This window comes from Blautia sp. MCC269 (assembly GCF_018785655.1).
GTDB lineage: Bacteria > Bacillota > Clostridia > Lachnospirales > Lachnospiraceae > Blautia_A.
The window spans coordinates 21749-40911 of record NZ_WQQE01000012.1 but is presented as its reverse complement, the minus strand read 5'-3'; the positions used below and the strand labels follow the sequence as shown (position 1 = coordinate 40911).

Sequence of the window (19163 nt, the reverse complement as noted above, 5' to 3'; positions counted from 1 at the left end):
AATATTTGACAATGATGGTATAATTTGCACAAGACATATCTGAAAAAAGGAGGATTTTGCGAATGAAGAAGAAAAGATTAAAACAGTTTGCTTCTGTAGTGCTGACACTTACGCTTGCTGTTCAGCCTGTTATTGCCGGCGCGCAGGAGCTGGATGTTCCGGCAGAAAATTTCGACAGTGCGGAAGTTTTTGCAGATGCGAAAGAGGAAGAAACAGAACCGGCTGCTACAGAAACGGAAAACGACAGCGAAGAGGAAAATCTGGAAATTGTGGGAGAACAGCCAGATCTGGAAAATCCGGAGAGTGAAGTGGAAGAGATAGACATTACCGATGATTTTTCAGATTCGGAAACGGATGAGATGCAGCTGGAATCTTCACAGCAGATTGAACTGGAAGAGCCGGAATTTACAACGGATGCGGCAGGAACCAGTATATCCGGGAATAACACGACAGCAGATACAGCATCGGTTATCAGTGTGAATGCAACCTATACAGATTATATAAAAAGTTATGATGATGTTAGCTGGTATAAATTCCGGATATCGAATCCAGGATATATTTCATTTAAATTTACCCATGATTATGTGGATTCCTCAGGAAATTACTGGGAGGCATATCTTTATGACATGGATAAATCCTGTTTAAACAGTTATGATTACCGTGGCACAGAGACATCGGTCACAGGAGGAAACATCGGCGTTCCGGCAGGTACTTATTATATAAAAGTAAAAAAAGGCGGAAGTGGATATAAAGACGTTAATTATAACATAAAAGTAAATTATACTTCATCCAGTATCTGGGAAAAAGAGTTCAACGATACCTATTCTTCACCAAATGTTATGACTCTGGATACCAATAAAACATATTACGGAAGCATAATGAAATATTCGGATGTAGACTGGTATAAATTTAAAATATCAAGTCCGGGATATATTTCACTGAAATTTGGCCATGATTATGTGGAAGAATCGGGAAATTACTGGGAAGCATACTTGTATAACCCGGAAATGAACTGTCTGAATTACTATTATTATCAGGGAAATAACACTTCAGCTACCGGGGAAAATATTGGTGTTCCGGCAGGTACTTATTATATAAAAGTGCAAAAAGGTGGAAGTGGGTATAAAGAAGTAAACTATAATGTAAAAATAAACTATACTGCATCAAGTGTCTGGGAAAAAGAGTTTAATGATGACTACAATTCCGCAAATACAATCAGTATCAATAAAACATATTATGGAAGCATAATGAAATACTCGGATGTGGACTGGTATAAATTTAAAGTATCAAAAATAGATTCTGTTTCATTAAAATTTACTCATAAATATATGGAATCAAATGGATACTACTGGTGTGTCGATCTGTACAATTCAAGTTTTTCGAAGCTGAAGACTTATGATTTGAGAGGAACTGATTCCTCGAAAACCATGCCAAAGATCCGTCTTTCAGCAGGAACCTATTATCTGAAGGTAGCGAAAGACGGAAGTGGCTATTCTAGTGTAGATTACACAATTAAAATAAATCCGTCTCATACGCATGCTTATAAAAATGTTATTACAAAAGCAACTCCGAAAGCCAACGGAAAGATCGTAAAGACTTGTTCCTGCGGCGCCACTAACGGAACGACAGTTCTTTATGCGGCGAACAAAATTTCACTGTCTCCGTCAAGTTGTACATACAATGGAAAAGTGCGAAAACCATCTGTAGTTGTAAAGGGAAGCAATGGTGCGGCAATCAATTCCTCTTATTACACGGTAAGTTACCCATCCGGCAGAAAAAATGTCGGAAGTTATGGGATAAAAGTAACTTTTAAAGGCAGCTACTATCAGGGATCTGTTACCAAGCAGTTTGTAATTAAACCGGCTGCAACATCCATTGCAGCAATTGCATCTGTATCAAAAGGATTTCGGGTAAGATGGAAAGAACAGTCTGTACAAACAACAGGATATCAGATTCAGTATTCAAGAAATTCCAATTTTTCCAATGGAACAACTGTATCTGTCAAAAATAACAAGAAGACAGTAGAAACTTGTAAGCGGCTGACTGGCAGCAAAAAGTATTACGTCCGGGTCAGAACATATAAGGAACTTAATGGAAAAACATACTATTCTGCATGGTCTGCGGCTAAGACTGTTACGACTAAGAAGTAGAAGGGAATATTATTTATAAATAAAAAGAATGCTGTTCTGTCATCAAATGAATGAAATGATGTAACGGCATTCTTTTTGATTTCTCATATATTATTTTGCCTCCAGTTGCCGGATCATACGGTCAATGATCGCAACAGCCTCATCCGGCGTGTAATAGACATCCGAATCCATGTCTGTCAGGAAATCCTGAAAAATCTGAAGGATAAAAGGTTCTGTAATGGCAAAGCACATATGCTCACCTGCATTTGTCTGATAGGTAAGAGAACACGTATTTCCACAAAGAGCCATTCGAAGATTTTCAGAAAGATGATTCAAAGGTTTTTTCAGGATCCGATAAGTACCATTCTGACAACACTGAGTTATTTCATGAAGGATACGGATACGTTGTTTCACAGTCAGAGGATGGTAAAACGTGGATGGGATTTCTTCGAATAATCCATCCTGCAGAAAGCGTGTCATACCATATTCTGTAAAGTATATGATAAATTTTTCATCTTTGATCCGTTGCATATTATCGATAAATAAAGTATCCGCCATAGAGATAACAGCATCTGCTCCGGGAATATTGTAATTAAAAATCTCTTCCAGCAGATCTCTTCGCAGAAATGGTAAAATACATGCTTCAGGTTGAATGAAAATTGATACATCGGCAGAAGCCCTTGTGTTTGCAACAAACTGGAAAAGGGACGGAAGATCATCTGCAACGATGGGAAAGGTCTGGAATACAGGCTGGCAGAGATCCTGATGGGAGCGGAAAAGATTCCACAATGCCTGTAAAATTTCCGAATCCTGATATAAAATTCCCATCTGATAATCGGAAGAACATGTAATGGCATATTCCGAAGTCAGAATCATATAAGGCAGTGCAGAGAGATTTTTAAAATGCGAAATCTCGTTTGTATAAAAGCAATGGATACGGTAATCCAGTTTGTTCATATAGATAGGAAAAAGATTTCTTAAATAATAAAGCTCATAAAGTTCATGGGCTTCTGTAAATTGTGCCGTACGGTTCAGACTGAAAATATGATCGATTTGCAGGGTGCCGGCAGGTTGAATGGTAGATAATAAATGGAGCAAGAAAGGATAGTCGGGCTGCAGAAAAAGAGAAATCCGGCCGTCCTTTTTTGATGCTTCGGAAAGTAAGATACGGCGAACAGAAGAATCCACTGCCTGCCTGGAATTCAGCAGAAGACAGTTTGGGGTGGTTGAAGGAGTTCCTGACATATTTTCCTGGAGAGGAGCACTATATGAAGCCGGAGTGGATTTATTGGGAAAATCGGATAAAAAACGTTCCATACTCTTTCGGATATAATAAGTATTTTCACCCATGCGTGCCATTTTCCAGGCTTCCTTAAATTTATATGTCTCAGGAGGGGTAAGCTGTATAAAACGGGCAATCTGCTCTACCAGCTCCATGGACATTGGTTCACGTTTTCCGTTAATGAATTTATAAACGGTAGAACGTTCCAGATTGCAGTAATGAGCAAGAGACATGACTTTAATATTTTTCTCATGGATATAATATTTAAATAAATCAGAAAATATAGACATATGTAAAAACCATTTCGTAGATACTGTAGATATTTAGAGTATAACATACATGTGGAAACAAAATTAGTCTATTTTTTTGAAAAATCATCAAAATCAGACAGAAAAACTGTCCACAAACTGCGCCCCATGTTGTGATTATCATAAAAGCTTCTTAAAATTGTATAAAGAAAGAGGAAATTTTTTGAAAAAATAAAAAAGACATTAAAGAAACAGGATGGAAGGAAAATGGAAATTTTTAAGAGCACTTTTTTATGCATCAGGAAGTAATATGCCGAAAGGAATTGATAAGCATTCTGTGCCAATGATTGGAATGACATGGTTTCTGGTGGCGTTATTTATCTGTCAGATTTGCTATTTATGCGTGAAGAAAGTATCTGAGGAATATAATATTTCAATGTGGATATTGGTAATTGCGCTGGCAATTCTGGCTGCACAGCTGAAAGAAAAGGTATGGCTTCCATTTGGAATTCAGACAGGCATGTATGGAATGCTTTTTTACCATATCGGATACATAATGAAAAAGAAACAGATATTTGAAAAGAATATAAAAGAAATATCTCCGGAAAGCATTATACTGGGGCTGTTCGTATGGGGAATATGTGCGAAGTGGGGCGGTGTTGCAATGCATAAAGCTGCTTATACCGGAGTTATTTCTGTGGCAGGCCCGGTATGCGGAACTTATTTTGTAGCAAAGTTTTCTCAGTTTATTAATGAAAAAAATAAAACAGCCAGTAAGTTTCTTTCCTGGTGTGGAAAGTTTTCATTATATATTTATGCGATGCATGCATTGGATCGTATAGTGCTTCCAACAATGAAAAACTTTGTTTCAGGCGTATTTACATGTCCATCAAAAAAAGCGGCACTGTTGCTTTGTACAGTCCGTGTTACGGTGGTACTTGTCAGTGCGATAGTTTTTGTAACCATAAAAACGGCATTTAATCGTAAAAAAAAGTAAAACCCGGCTGGTTCCTCTCATCTGGTAACCTATAGTCACTTCAAAAAATACCAACAGGTGGGAGGAAAAAAATATGAAGAAAACACAGATTTTTGCAGGGATTTTATGTTTGGGTATTACAGCGACACTGATGACAGGATGTGGAAAAAGCGGGACTGTTGTTTCTGATAAGGAAGATGATTGCATAGTTGTTGAACTTCCGGATGATTACGGAGTCAGAGATATTTTTAACATCGTGTCCAGCACGGAGATTTCTGTGAGCGCGATCAGTGATCCGACGGTGGCACAGTTTTATATGATCGGAAAACTGGAAGATGGGGGGAGTGTAGTATGGAGGTCTAAGGAAGAACAGACTTTCGTGTACACGGAAAAAGAAGTGAAAGGTGTGGAAGTCAGCCATTATGGAAATGAGCTGAGAGATAAAACTCCGATATCTCTTGAGGAATTTGATGAGATATGTGAGAGTAAAAAAGGATGAAGATCCGTAATTATTTCGCTTAAAAAACAGAGGTGTTTTACAACAGTAACTTGTATGAAGCTGATTACAATGATATACTTTGTATAAGATACAGTTGAAAAACTGAGAAGACAAGGAGAGTGTGGATATGAGAAGAAAAAATGCTTTTTTAAGTTGCTGTTTAACATTATGTCTGGCTGTTGGAATGACTGTTTCGGTTCCTGTTTCAGCAGCTGCGAAGACAGCAACTGAAACACAGAAGAGTTATCCGAAGTATGAGACATATTATGTAGTGAATTGTAAAGAGAGCATTACATTACGTCCTCAGCCGAATGTATCATCGGGTGAGCTTTGTCAGATTCCTTATGGTTCAGCAGTAAGTTATATTGAATCAGCTCAGAACGGCTTTTATAAAATTGTTTACAATGGAGCAACAGGATATGGACTTGCAGCATATTTATCAACAGATAAACCGGCAGATTCTTATTACAGCTCTTCATCACAGCCTTCTACGATCATGTATCCGACATACTATGTTGTAAATTGTAAGCAGAGCATTACATTACGGACAAGTCCAAGTACTTCTGCCAGTGAAATCTGCCAGATTCCACTGGGCTCAGCAGTAAGTTATATCGAGACAGCTCAGAATGGTTTTTATAAAATTATTTATAATGGAAGTACAGGATATGGACTGGCGTCTTATTTATCTATATATAAATCATCTGGTAATGTGACTTCCAGTTATTCATCAGCTTATCCGACATATTATGTTGTAAACTGTAAGCAGAGCATTACGCTGAGAACAAATCCAAGTACTTCTGCCAGTGAAATCTGTCAGATTCCACTGGGATCGGCAGTGTCTTATATCAGTACAGCTTCCAATGGATTTTATTATATTTCATATAATGGAAATAATGGATACGCATTGGCAAATTATCTGTCATCTGCGGGAAACAGTTCAGCTTATGATACCTGTCGTGTAGTAAACTGTAAAGAAAGTATTACACTTCGTCCGGCTCCGGATGTAGATTCAGGCGAAATCTGCCAGATTCCACTTGGTTCGACAGTCAGCTTTGTAGCAAGTGCCGGAAATGGTTTTTATGAAATTTATTATATGGGAAATCATGGATATGCGCTTGCGGATTATTTGGATTTTCAGTAAGAAGATAGTTCGATGATATGTAAGAATATAATAAATATGTTCGGGAAGGAATATTCACCGGGGAGTATAGTGAGGTAGGGATAATAATGAAAAAGAAATTTAAATATTTTTTAGCGATAATGTTATCAGTGATTATGTTGTTTTCATTTCCACTTTCTGCTTCAGCATTTGCCAGGAAGGATGTTACGAAAGCATATCAAAAATCAGTTGCAAAAATGATGCGAAATTTTGATTATTATATGGGCTTGGGATGCCTTAGGAATTATCAGTTTAAATTTGATGATTATGCCAAAACAACAATGGTAGCTATCCCTGACTACAAATTAAACGGTCAAAGTTTCTCTTATGTTAAGAAAAAAATACAGCCTCAAATGAAGCTGTATTTTAACACGACAAAAGTAACATTTAAAAAGATGAATACATATCGTTATTCCAAAAATCCAGCTTATCTGATCTACAATAAAAACAATAAGATCATCTATAAAATGGGAGATTGGGGAGAAGCGAGACCTAAAGGATCTGTCCGTAAAATAGTAAAAACAGGTTTGCAGACATATGAAGTTACATACAATGTGTATCTTTATAATTCCTGGGATAAAGTAAATTATGGATTGATGGGAACATATAAAATAAATCTCAAAAAATCAAATAATAAGAATGGATTTATTATTACAAATATGAAACAGACTGTAAACAAAAAACTGTAAACCTCAATAGTATCTGTGAGAATTATTTTCATAGAAAAGAGATCAAAAGTATGAAATAAAAGCATGAAAATAAAAGCATATATATTGGCTTTAAGCGCTATGGCTTTGGTATCAGAAATTTCGCTGAAACCATGTATGGCAGAAGATGAAATGCAAGGGGATTTTTACGCAGATCAGTATCTCGAGCAATATACTTATGAAAATATGCAAGATGATATTGAAAAGCTCCAGGAAAAATACGGGGCATATATTCAGATCAGTTCTCTTGGACAGAGTGCAGATGGCCGGGAATTATATGATCTGGTTATAGGAGATACAAATGCGGAAAAGAAGATTTTTATTAATGCCGGTATTCACGCAAGAGAATATATAACATGTCAGCTTGTAATGAAACAGGCAGAAGCTTTCCTGGAGCATATTGCAAATAACGATGATTATGAACAATTATCTGACTTACAAAATGTAGATGAGAAATCCTGTAATGAAGTTCCATACAAAGAAATGTGGGAAAACTGCCAGATCCATGTTATGCCTATGGTAAATCCGGATGGTGTTGCTATAAGTCAGAAGGGACTTTCAGGACTTCAGACAGAAGAGATGAGAACAAAAGTGACGGGTATTGCAGCACTTGATGGACAGGAAGCGCAGGGAGATTATCTGATAAACTGGAAATCAAATGGATGCGGAATTGATCTTAACCGTAATTTTGATGCACTGTGGGATTCTTATGCAGATCCTGTCGGACATCCCTCTTCGTCACATTATAAGGGACCATATCCTGGAAGTGAGAAAGAGACAGATGCAATGATCACACTTACTGAAGAACAGAATTTTGCCAGAACAGTAAGTTATCATGCACAGGGAAATGTAATTTACTGGTATTTCGGACAGGAAGGACAGCTTTATGAAGATACGAAGGCATTCGGAGAGCGGATTTCAGCATTAACCGGATATGTCATGGATGCAGATTATCAGTCTCTTGACCCTGCCGGTTATAAAGACTGGGCAATCAGCCAGAAAGGAATTCCCAGTCTTACTATAGAGGTAGGTAGAGATACAGTTCCGGTTCCGGAAGAACAATTTGATGAGATCTGGAATGCAAATAAAAATGTGTGGGAAGAATGTGTTTGTGCTGACTGATAAATAAAGGGAGAATGACTTCAGCAGGTATTCTCCCTTTTGCTATATGTTATATAAATTCCTGCTGTATAATTCAGATTGCAGCTCCAAAAGTTCTCAAAATTTATAAAAAAAAGTAAAACCCGACTATGACTATCCATCTGCTAATCTATAGACATATCAAAAAACACTAACGTGATTAGGAAAGGGAGGAAACACAAATGTTTATTATAGTGGATTTGGGAGCACTTATAATATTTCTGGCAATATTGGGAATTGGATTGGGGTATACGATCATCAGTAATATAGGACCTATATTATTTATGATTACGGCCATAATCGCATTTTTTGGTGGAGGCTACATATTTTTTTCCGGATTTACGAAGAAAACAATATCACACAAAATAGCAACCTGTGTAAAAGGTTTAATGATCATGACCATTTTTATGTATGTATTACTTATGATTGATTCTGCGGCCTGGGGAGATAATCTCTCAAAAGGAAGTTATATAGTAATAGGACATTTTGATTTTCTGATGAAAAATATATTTTTTACATCATTAATTGTTGGTCTTGTTTTGATTGAGGTTGCGTTAATACCTGGACAGATAAAAGTACTAGCAGATATTACAAGCAAAAAGGGAGAAGCAATTTTGAATATCATTTCAATTTTTCTGGTAATTGCAATCTATGTTGCTACATTTCAGATTACCGTAAAAGACAATTTTAATAACAACATAGGATTTTTTGCGGAGTTAAATAATCCAAAATACGAAGTAATGCAGAATGTTGATATAAGAAATGATGATCTTCTCTTTGTAAAAACAGGAAGTTTTAAAGCCGGCACAAAATTATATAGTCATGGTAGCAGCATGGAGTACAAAGATACTGAATATGTAGAAGTTACAGATGGAAAACAATTGGGTTATGTACGGGCCGAGGCTTTGAAAACGTTATATTAAAAAAGTAAAAGCCGGTTCATTTCTCTCAGCGGGTAATCTGTAGTTACTTCGGAAAAATACTAAAAGGCGGGAGGAAAAAAAGAGGACGATGCAGATATCATCGTCCTCTGTCTGTATCTACCGCATAAACACCCGCACCATCTTCTCATAAACCTTCCGATACTTCTGATACCGCATAGGAAGATCAATCCAGGTTTTCTTATCCACGATGCTCTTATAGTGCGAAAATGTCCGGAAGCCGTCGATGCCGTGGTAGGAGCCCATGCCGCTTTCGCCGAAGCCGCCGAAGCCCATATTGCTGGTGGCCAGATGGATGAGGACATCGTTGATGCAGCCTCCGCCGAAACCGCACCGGGAAGTTACTTCCCGGGCGGTTTTTTCGTCGCTGGTGAAGAGGTAGAGGGCCAGTGGATGAGCCATGGAGTTGATCTTTGCTACGGCACTTCCGAGAGAGTCGTAGGTGAGGATCGGAAGTACCGGGCCGAAGATCTCCTGCTGCATAACCGGATCGTCGAAGGTTACGTTATCAAGAACCGTGGGTTCGATCTGAAGTGTTTCACGGCTGGAACCGCCGCCACAGACGGTTTTGGCAGGATCGATCAGGCTGTTGATACGGTCGAAATGTTTTTCGTTGATGATTTTTCCGTAATCCCGGTTTTTCAGAGGTTCTTTGCCATACTGGCGGCTGATCTGGCGGCGGAGTTCTGCTACCAGGGCGTCTTTGATCTCAGGGTCGCAGTAAATATAGTCCGGAGCCACGCAGGTCTGTCCGCAGTTTAAGAATTTACCGAATACGATACGTTTGGCTGCAAGACGGAGATTGGCGGTTTTATCCACGATGCAGGGGCTTTTTCCTCCAAGCTCCAGTGTGACCGGGGTGAGGTATTCCGATGCTTTCCGCATGACTTCCTTTCCTACAGCCTGGCTTCCGGTGAAAAAGATGTAATCGAAGTGCAGACTGAGAAGGTGGGTATTTTCCGCGCGTCCGCCTGTAACAACGGATACATATTTAGGGTCAAAACATTCATGGATCAGAAGGCGGATCACTTCACTGGTTGCCGGAGAGTAGGCGCTTGGTTTCAGGATGGCGGTGTTTCCGGCTGCAATGGCATCCACCAGTGGTTCTATGGTGAGAAGGAACGGATAGTTCCATGGACTCATGATGAGAACCACTCCGTATGGAGATGGCTTGCGGAAACTGCGGGAGTGGAATTGTGCTAGCGGAGTTGGTACGGTTTCTTCCTTTGCGTAAGAGCGGATATTTTTTAACATATGTGTGATCTCGGAGAGCACCAGTCCGGTTTCACACATATAGCTCTCGAAATTGCTTTTTCCCAGATCTTTTTTCAGTGCTGCGTGGATCTGCTGCTCGTGTTTCTGGATGGAGGCACGGAGGCGTTTCAGGGCGCTGATACGAAAATCGAGATTTAAAGTTGCGCCGGAGTAGAAGTATTGGCGCTGTTTTTCCAGAAGCTGGGTGATCTGTTCTTTTTCCATGGAATGATAGTCCTTTCTTATAAAATAGGCATGATCAGCGGTTACCAGCCGGCGGCATCAGTCTGTAATACAAAGTTTCCAGTTCGCTGGCATCCATCAGCACAGGAACAGGGTACAGAGGATTGGCCTCTTTGTCTGCATAATGGGAAAGCTCCGGGATATCGGTTTCCTGGATTTCCGGAATATAATCTCCAATGCCGAAACGCTTTTTCATGTCTTTTACCGCGTCAATGAACATCCGGGCAGCAGTTTTATCATCCTCCTGTTTGTCGCAGAGCCCTGCGGCCAGAGAAAGGTTACGGAGTTTATGGGTGATGCTGTCACCGTAGGTTTCCAGAACCATAGGCAGGATCACGGCATTGGCAAGTCCGTGAGGAACGTTATATTTTCCACCGAGGGAATGAGCAACTGCGTGAACATATCCCACATAGGATTTTGTGAAAGCGCAGCCTGCAAAATAGGAAGCGCGGAGCATATTTCGTCTTGCCTCAATATTATTGCCGTCTGTATAGGCGGTATCCAGATTTTCAAAGATCAGCTGGACTGCATCCAGGGCGTTTTTCCGTGTGCCTGGTGTGGTGGAATTTCCAATGTAGGCTTCCACTGCATGGGTTAAGGCGTCCATTCCGGTAGTGGCGGTGATAAACGGCGGAAGGCTTAAGGTAACCTTCGGATCAAGAACTGCATACCGTGGGATCAGTGGAAAATCGTTGATGGCGTATTTATGGCGGGTTTTTGCATCGGTGATCACGGCTGCAAGTGTGGTTTCACTTCCGGTTCCGGCAGTTGTGGGGATGGCGATGAGAAGAGGCAGTTTTTTGTGGACTTTCAGGATTCCTTTCATCTGTGCCAGAGACTGGTGCGGTTTGGCAATGCGGGCTGCGGTAGCTTTTGCACAGTCCATACTGGAACCGCCGCCGAAACCGATAATTGCCTGGCAGTCATTGTCCAGATACATATGAAGGGCTTCGTCTACATTGACGGTTGTGGGATTGGCTACGGTTTTGTCGTAGATCTGGTAGGAAATGCAGTTTCGTCTCAGAGTCTGCTCCAGGCGTTCGGTAAGGCCAAGACTTCGGATGCCTGCGTCTGTGATAATAAGCACGTTGTTATAACCTCTTTTTTCCAGAACTTCCGGTATACCTTTGACGCTTCCGATGATCTTTGGATTGCGGTAAGGCAGCAGAGGAAGGGCGAATTTAAAGACATTCTGGAAAATACGGCAGTAAGCTTTTTTTAATGGATTCATGGTGGTTATCGTTCCTTTTATAATCAAATTATTTTATTCTAAATATTATATATAGCAGTTGGGAGGGGAAAAGTCAAGATTGAGGTTGATAGCTGCCGTTTTTGTCAGTCATAAAAAGGAAAAGGAGAAAATATAATATTGTCATGGCTGGAAATATCCGTTAGACTAAGAGCAGTCGAACAAAACTTGACTCACGGAGGAAACCATGCCAGGAACAGATATATCCGAAAAAAATCCTCTTCACGTATCCGAAGTGGATGATAATTTAAAAGAATTAAGCCCCCACGGCTCCTTTGAGCTGCCGGTGGAGACGTACACGGGGGACTGTGAGATCTTCCATGCGCTGTATGACCACTGGCACAGTGAGATGGAGATCATGTATATTGAGAAAGGCAGCGGTTTTGCCAGACTGAACCGGGAGAGTATCCGGTTGAAAAAGGGAGATATCCTGATCGTAAACTGCGGGGTTCTTCACAGTATGCGGACAGATTTAAACAATCCTCTCTATTATAAAAGTGTGGTGTTTGGCCTGGGATTTTTGGCCGGGCAGCCGGGAGATATCTGCCAGGAATGTGTGGTCTCCCCTCTGATGGAAAACAGGGCAGAATTCTGTCATCATATAGAAGAAGGCGATTCCGGGTATGAGAAGCTTAAAGAGATTTTTATGGAGATCCATACCTGCCATACAAAGAAGAAACCGTACTTTTATGTGAAGCTCAAAATGCTGTTCTTTGATTTCTTTTACGAGATGCTGACGAAACATTATATCATTCCGGTAAGCACAGAGCAGAATAAAAGCCTTGCGGCAGTGAAGGAGGTTCTGGATCATATCAGTCTTCATTATCAAGAAAACCTTACGGTTTCGGAACTTTCCGGGCTGTCCAATTACAGCGAGTATTATTTTATGAAGCTTTTCCGCCAGTATACGGGAAAAACTCTGGTGGAATATATCAATGATTTCCGTATGGAGAAGGCGAAATATCTTCTTACCCATTCGGACGCACCGGTGACGGAGATTGCCATGAACGTGGGATTTAACAGTACAAGCTATTTTATCAAGAAATTTCAGCAGGCCAATGAGGTTTCTCCACATAGGTACAGAAAGAGCATGCGGCAGTCAGTCTGACAAATATTTTGTATATCATGACAGGATTGTTATATTTTTGCATTGCATCACATGATATCCTAATATCATCAAAAACAAAGCAAACAACCTTGTAAAAACACATTTCATCCCATAAAGATCCATGAAAGGAGATCAAAAATGGAAACATTAAGCAAAGTATTTGAAGACAAATATAACAAAAATGTGAAAGACTGTACAAACGAGGAAATCTATCACGGACTTCTCTCCTGGACAAAGGAGCAGCTGAAAGGCCGCGGATATCAGGAAGGAAAAAAGAAGATTTATTATATTTCCGCAGAATTTCTCATCGGTAAACTTCTCTCCAACAACTTGATCAATCTCGGTGTTTATGACGAAGTTGCCAAATATCTCAAAGAAAACGGCAAAGAGCTTTCCATGATCGAGGAGATCGAGCCGGAGCCATCTCTTGGAAATGGCGGACTTGGCCGTCTGGCAGCCTGCTTCCTGGATTCCATCGCAACTCTGGGACTTCCGGGAGAAGGAATCGGACTTAATTATCACCTTGGACTTTTCAAACAGGAGTTCAAAGATCATCTTCAGTTTGAGACACCGAACCCTTGGATCCAGCCGGAGAGCTGGCTTACAGATGCAGGCGTTTCCTATTACGTGCCGTTTAAGGGCTTTATGCTGAAATCCACACTGTATGATATTGATGTTGCAGGCTATGAGAACAAAGCGATCAAGCTTCGCCTTTTTGATATTGATATTGCAGATGAGAGCATTGTAGGCGAGGGAATCTCTTTTAATAAGAAGGATCTGCTCCACAACCTGACACTGTTCCTTTATCCGGATGACAGCGATGATGCAGGAAGAAAGCTTCGTATCTATCAGCAGTACTTCATGGTAAGCAATGCGGCACAGCTGATCCTGGATGAGGCAACAGCAAAAGGCTGCAATCTTCATGACCTTGCCGATTACGCAGTGATCCAGATCAACGATACACATCCGAGTATGGTAATTCCGGAGCTTATCCGTCTCCTCACAGAGCGTGGAATCGAGTTCGAGGAGGCATGCGAGATCGTATCTCATGTATGTGCTTATACCAACCATACCATTCTTGCAGAGGCACTTGAGAAATGGCCAATCTCCTATCTTGAGGAGGTTGTTCCGCATCTGATGCCGATCATCCGCAAGCTGGACGAGCGTATCAAAGCAAAATATCCGCAGGAAAATCTTGCCATCATCGACAAGAACGACCTGGTACACATGGCACATATGGACATCCACTACGGATTTTCCATCAACGGTGTTGCATCCCTTCATACCGATATCCTGAAGGAGACAGAGCTTCATCAGTTCTATGAGATCTATCCGGAGAAATTCAATAACAAGACAAACGGAATTACCTTCCGCAGATGGCTCCTTCATTGCAACCATCCGCTGACAGAGTACATCACATCCATGATCGGTGACGGCTTCCGCAAGGATTCCTTTGAGCTTGACAAGATGCTTGGCTTCAAGGGAAATCAGGACGTTCTTGCAAATATCCTTAAGATCAAGCAGGATGCAAAGAAGAGATGTGCGGAGTTTATCAAAGCTAATACAGGTGAGGAGATCAACACACACAGTGTTTATGATATCCAGATCAAACGTCTTCATGAGTACAAACGTCAGCAGCTGAACGCACTTTATATCATCGACCGTTACCTGAAGATCAAGGCAGGTGAGAAGCCGCAGCGCCCGGTAACCTTTATCTTTGGTGCAAAGGCAGCTCCTGCATACGTTATCGCAAAGGATATTATCCACCTGCTCCTCTGCTTACAGGAGCTTATCAACAATGATCCGGAGGTTTCCCCGTACATGAAGGTTGTTATGGTGGAAAACTACAACGTAAGTGCAGCAGAGAAGCTGATCCCTGCCTGCGATATCTCCGAGCAGATATCTCTTGCTTCCAAAGAGGCCAGCGGAACAGGAAATATGAAGTTCATGCTCAATGGTGCTGTAACACTGGGAACCATGGATGGTGCAAATGTGGAGATCAGCCAGCTGGTAGGTAAGGATAACATCTATATCTTTGGTGAGTCCAGTGAGCAGGTTATCGAACACTATGAAAAGGCTGACTACTGCTCCAGAGATTTCTATGAGAAAGACGAGCGCATTCGTCGTGCAGTAGACTTTATCGTAGGAAACGAGCTTCTTTCCATTGGAAGTGAGGAGCATTTAAGAAGACTGCATCATGAGATCGTAAGCAAAGACTGGTTCATGACTCTTCTTGACTTCGAGGATTATGCGAAGGTGAAAGATCAGGCATTGTCCGATTATGAGGACAGAACCGCATGGGCAGAAAAAATGCTTGTAAACATCGGAAAAGCAGGATACTTCTCTTCAGACAGAACGATTGAGGAGTACAACAGAGATATCTGGCATCTGACAGCTGAGAAATAAAACGGTCTCAGCCAGGGTGTTCCGGCGTGTATGTGAAATAGAAAAATAGAGAAACACCGGCATTCAGCGTAAGTTGCTGAATGACCGGTGTTTCTCTATGAAATTAGATAAGTGGATGCTTCAGGCTTTTCCATGCTTAAACGCCATCATCATTTCCTTGGTAAGGCTGATATTGTCGCCCTCATCAGGAATATCTTCCCGGTTAAACCAGGAGGCCATGGAAAGTTCGTTGTGGTCTACAGTGAGAGTATCGTCACCGTCCAGATCGCAGTAGAAGCCGAACAGAAGAGTTCCGGAGAAGGACCATGGCTGGCTCTTGTAGTAGCGGAGATTTTTGACTTTTACGCCGATTTCTTCCATAACTTCACGGTGAACGGTCTCCTCGATGGTCTCACCAATCTCTGCAAAGCCTGCGATCATGGCGTAGCGGGTGTGGTTGCGGCCTTCATATTTGGAAAGGATTAGCTTGTCACCATTGGTAACACCCACGATTACAGCCGGGGAAAGTACCGGATATTCTCCGTTTCCGCAGGCTGGGCAGATCATCTTACGCTCTGCCTTATCATGTACCATCGGTTTGCCGCAACAGCCGCAGAAACGGCGTTTGCTGTACCACTGGAAAAGCTGGTATCCGGTGATTCCCGCAAATGCCAGATACTGTGGTTCAGCTGTACGGAGTACGCGGGTGATCTCAAACTGATAATCCGGCAGAAGACTGGTATCCAGATCCGGGATCAGGTAAAAATGTTCCTCGTCAACAGAGAAGAGATAGATATAATTTTCATACAGATTCCCGACTTTTCCCTCCAGCTCACCAAAGCTTGGAAGAGTCATGGTCTCGCCGTCTTTTTTCATAAGGATCTTACCCTCTTCATAGGCGAGGATGTGGCTTGATTTATCCGGAGCCACAGGTTTGTATTCGTTGTGATAGGTATGCGGTGCGATATCCTGGATCATGATCGATAATTCCTTTCCGAAGTTATTGTTTTTCAGTGTTTTCTGATAAGTTTTGCCGTATAAAATACAGCACGCTTTCTACAGTATAAGCTTACCGATGAAAAAAGGCAACCTTCCTTTTCTTAAGAGAAAAATCTGATAAAGTTTATGAAAATTGTGTAAATCCCATTGCCTGAGATCAAGAGAGAAGTGTAAGATAAGAGTATTACATAACGCACAGAAGGAGAACCTAACATTATGCCAACAACAGAAAAGCCGGGCCTGACCCGGGATGCCATTAAGTATCTGGCGATTTTTACCATGCTTTTGAACCATATTGCCAATGTACTTCTGCCGGAAAACACAATTCTCTGGGAAGTACTGGTGGATATTGGTTATTTTACAGCCATCACCATGTGTTATTTCCTTGTGGAAGGTTTCTATTATACCCATTCCAGAAGAAAATATGGCGAAAGACTTCTGATCTTTGCCGGAATCTCTCAGGTTCCCTATATGATGGCTTTCGGATTTTCCCAGCTGAATATGATTTTTACATTGTTTATCTGTTTTATGATCCTGGTGATTCAGGAAAAAATGATGGCAAGTCCATGGAGAGTTCCGTTATTGATCCTGCTTCTTTTACTGTCCGTTTTTTCGGACTGGGCGATTCTGGCGCCGGTTTTTACCATCTGGTTTTACGCAGGCTGGGGGAACCGGAAAAAGATGATAACCGCTTATGGAGTCGGTGCGATTCTTTTTGTGCTGTTTAATTACGGCTCCTATGCAGAAAAAATGGCGTCTGGCCCGGCGATGGTCCATGCATTGCTGTCTGCAGTTGGAATTGTAGTGTCGGGAATTATTATCCTGAACTTCTACAATGGAAAAAAATCCGAGAAAGCACCGAAGTTTTCCAAGTGGTTTTTCTATATTTTTTATCCGGCCCATCTGCTGATCTTAAGTATAGTCCGAATTATGGTACAGTAAGAAATAAGATAAAATTTTCTCAACATTTATAACCGGATAGATTGCCGAAAATAAACTCCATATCCACATAAAACATAGTAATTCTGTAAGAAAACAGAAAAATAACGGAAAAACTCTTGAAAACCGAAAAATTATCTGCTATGCTAACTGACATGACAAAGGCGTCTGGAAATTAAGTTTCCAGGCGCTTTTTGCGTTGCAGAAATAAGTGAGGGAATCGAGGAGGAAAGGATTATGAATGCAGGAGATACTGGCTTTATGCTGATCTGTACAGCCTTTGTGTTCTTTATGACACCTGGGCTTGCGTTTTTCTACGGAGGACTGGTCCGCAGAAAAAATGTGGTAAATACCATGATGGCCTGTGGGGCGATCATGGGACTGTCTGTTGTTATGTGGACATTGTTTGGATATTCGCTGGCATTTGGTGGAAACCATGGCGGGATCATCGGAGATCTGAGATGGTTTGCGCTGAACGGTGTAGGCTGGGAGCCGGGACCTTATGCGGATACGATCCCACATCTGGTATTTGTGGCGTTCCAGATGATGTTTGCCATGATCACACCGGCGCTGATCACCGGTGCCGTAGTTGGAAGAATGCGTTTTAAGGCACTGTTTTTCTTTGTTGCGATCTGGTCTTTGATTGTGTATTATCCGATGGCACATATGGTCTGGGGAGACGGCGGATTTTTGGCAGCCATCGGTTCTGTGGATTTTGCAGGTGGAAACGTGGTACATATCAGTTCTGGTGTCAGTGCGCTGGTTCTTGCCATTTATCTGGGACAGAGACGTGGCTATGCAAAAGCAACCTATCGTACACACAACATTCCATTTGTATTTCTCGGAGCAGCCATGTTGTGGTTTGGCTGGTTTGGATTTAATGCAGGAAGTGCCCTGAAAGCAGACGGTCTTGCAGCGCATGCTTTTATGACCAGCAGTATTTCTTCTGCCTGTGCACTTCTGACCTGGATGCTGATCGAGGTGATCCGTGAGGGAAAACCGACGCTGGTGGGTGCCTCCACAGGTCTTGTAATTGGTCTGGTAGCGATCACACCGGGGGCTGGTTTTGTACCGGTGTGGGCATCCTTTATCATTGGAATCCTGGTAAGCCCGATCTGTTACTTTACGGTGATCCTTCTGAAACAGAAACTGAAGATTGACGATGCGCTGGATGCTTTTGGCTGCCATGGTATCGGTGGTATCTGGGGCGGAATCGCCACAGGACTTTTCGGAAAATCTTCTGTTAATTCCGTTGCAAAATGGGATGGCCTGGTGTTTGGCGATTACCGGCTGTTTCTGGCACAGGTCTTAAGTATTGTGATTACCATTGCGGTTGCTATTGTGGGAACTCTGATCTGTATCGGAATCGTGCGGATCTTTACACCCCTTCGTGTAGATCCGAAGGAAGAACTGGTTGGTCTGGATGCAACCCAGCATGGCGAGAATGCATATCCGTCATTCAATGGATTTGACTGATCATAAGAAAAGAATTTTTTATGGCAATGATCGTGCGAAAATGGAGGAAATCGTATGCTTATAAAAATAGAAGCAATTGTAAGAGAAGAAAAAATGGAAGATGTCAAAGCCGCATTAAATGAGATCCAGGTAAACGGTTTTACCGTGACCCAGATCATGGGATGTGGAACCCAGCGTGGTTACACAGAATATGTCCGTGGTTCCAAGATCGATGTATTTCTGAAACCGAAGATCAAATTTGAGATCGTGGTATCTTCAGAGGACTGGGAGATCAAAGTCATTGATGCCGTGCAGAAAGCCGCCTTTACCGGCGATCCCGGCGATGGAAAGATATTCAGCTATGAGATCCGAAACGCCGTCCGCATCCGTACCGGCGAGACCGGATACGATGCGCTGCAGTCGGAATTCCTGTAAATTGTTTCATTAATA

16 protein-coding genes are annotated in these 19163 nt (G+C 41.6%); 12 read left to right on the top strand and 4 right to left on the bottom strand.

Annotated features, from left to right (window positions below):
- Window positions 1-62 precede the first annotated feature (62 nt).
- Window positions 63-2150, top strand: coding sequence for a hypothetical protein (locus GPK88_RS04805; protein WP_173761851.1), 2088 nt, complete (start codon window positions 63-65; stop codon window positions 2148-2150).
- Window positions 2151-2240: 90 nt separating this feature from the next.
- On the opposite strand, the gene GPK88_RS04800 is transcribed toward GPK88_RS04805, so the two are convergent.
- Window positions 2241-3701, bottom strand: coding sequence for a helix-turn-helix domain-containing protein (locus GPK88_RS04800; protein WP_173761852.1), 1461 nt, complete (start codon window positions 3699-3701; stop codon window positions 2241-2243).
- A 214-nt stretch (window positions 3702-3915) separates the two neighbouring features.
- Here GPK88_RS04800 and GPK88_RS04795 point away from each other — a divergent pair, with 214 nt between their 5' ends.
- From GPK88_RS04795 to GPK88_RS04770, 6 genes are all read left to right on the top strand, one after another.
- Entirely contained in the window at window positions 3916-4656 is a 741-nt protein-coding gene (locus GPK88_RS04795) for an acyltransferase family protein (RefSeq protein WP_148444921.1), read from the top strand.
- A 73-nt stretch (window positions 4657-4729) separates the two neighbouring features.
- On the top strand, window positions 4730-5134 hold the full coding sequence (locus GPK88_RS04790; RefSeq protein ID WP_215707568.1) for a hypothetical protein: 405 nt from the start codon (window positions 4730-4732) through the stop codon (window positions 5132-5134).
- Between the two features lie 127 nt (window positions 5135-5261).
- On the top strand, window positions 5262-6275 hold the full coding sequence (locus GPK88_RS04785) for an SH3 domain-containing protein (protein ID WP_215707567.1): 1014 nt from the start codon (window positions 5262-5264) through the stop codon (window positions 6273-6275).
- 86 nt (window positions 6276-6361) lie between these two features.
- Complete coding sequence (locus GPK88_RS04780; protein WP_173761855.1) at window positions 6362-6982, top strand: hypothetical protein; 621 nt, start codon at window positions 6362-6364, stop codon at window positions 6980-6982.
- A gap of 63 nt (window positions 6983-7045) precedes the next feature.
- Window positions 7046-8122 (top strand): M14 family zinc carboxypeptidase, encoded by a 1077-nt coding sequence (locus GPK88_RS04775; protein WP_148444917.1) that lies wholly within the window; start codon window positions 7046-7048, stop codon window positions 8120-8122.
- Between the two features lie 200 nt (window positions 8123-8322).
- Complete coding sequence (locus GPK88_RS04770) at window positions 8323-9063, top strand: hypothetical protein (RefSeq protein WP_148444916.1); 741 nt, start codon at window positions 8323-8325, stop codon at window positions 9061-9063.
- 117 nt (window positions 9064-9180) lie between these two features.
- On the opposite strand, the gene GPK88_RS04765 is transcribed toward GPK88_RS04770, so the two are convergent.
- Both GPK88_RS04765 and GPK88_RS04760 read right to left on the bottom strand, forming a co-directional pair.
- Window positions 9181-10560 (bottom strand): aldehyde dehydrogenase, encoded by a 1380-nt coding sequence (locus GPK88_RS04765; protein ID WP_215707566.1) that lies wholly within the window; start codon window positions 10558-10560, stop codon window positions 9181-9183.
- A 34-nt stretch (window positions 10561-10594) separates the two neighbouring features.
- Window positions 10595-11809 carry an iron-containing alcohol dehydrogenase gene (locus GPK88_RS04760; protein WP_148444914.1) on the bottom strand — a complete coding sequence of 405 codons (1215 nt, stop codon included), beginning with the start codon at window positions 11807-11809 and terminating at the stop codon, window positions 10595-10597.
- A gap of 205 nt (window positions 11810-12014) precedes the next feature.
- On the opposite strand from GPK88_RS04760, the gene GPK88_RS04755 reads away from it, so the two are divergent.
- Window positions 12015-12935, top strand: coding sequence for an AraC family transcriptional regulator (locus GPK88_RS04755; protein ID WP_148444913.1), 921 nt, complete (start codon window positions 12015-12017; stop codon window positions 12933-12935).
- Window positions 12936-13073: 138 nt separating this feature from the next.
- Window positions 13074-15341 carry a glycogen/starch/alpha-glucan family phosphorylase gene (gene glgP, locus GPK88_RS04750; protein ID WP_215707565.1) on the top strand — a complete coding sequence of 756 codons (2268 nt, stop codon included), beginning with the start codon at window positions 13074-13076 and terminating at the stop codon, window positions 15339-15341.
- Between the two features lie 120 nt (window positions 15342-15461).
- Here glgP and nudC read toward each other — a convergent pair whose 3' ends face one another.
- Window positions 15462-16298 (bottom strand): NAD(+) diphosphatase, encoded by an 837-nt coding sequence (gene nudC / locus GPK88_RS04745; RefSeq protein ID WP_173761860.1) that lies wholly within the window; start codon window positions 16296-16298, stop codon window positions 15462-15464.
- A gap of 237 nt (window positions 16299-16535) precedes the next feature.
- Between nudC and GPK88_RS04740 the strand changes: the two genes are divergently transcribed.
- The 3 genes from GPK88_RS04740 (at window position 16536) to GPK88_RS04730 (ending at window position 19148) form a co-directional block, all read left to right on the top strand.
- Window positions 16536-17261, top strand: a complete 726-nt coding sequence (locus tag GPK88_RS04740; protein WP_244092718.1) for a TraX family protein — start codon at window positions 16536-16538, stop codon at window positions 17259-17261.
- A 234-nt stretch (window positions 17262-17495) separates the two neighbouring features.
- Window positions 17496-18734 carry an ammonium transporter gene (locus GPK88_RS04735; protein ID WP_148444910.1) on the top strand — a complete coding sequence of 413 codons (1239 nt, stop codon included), beginning with the start codon at window positions 17496-17498 and terminating at the stop codon, window positions 18732-18734.
- 54 nt (window positions 18735-18788) lie between these two features.
- Window positions 18789-19148 carry a P-II family nitrogen regulator gene (locus GPK88_RS04730; protein ID WP_015527276.1) on the top strand — a complete coding sequence of 120 codons (360 nt, stop codon included), beginning with the start codon at window positions 18789-18791 and terminating at the stop codon, window positions 19146-19148.
- The last annotated feature ends 15 nt before the right edge of the window (window positions 19149-19163 follow it).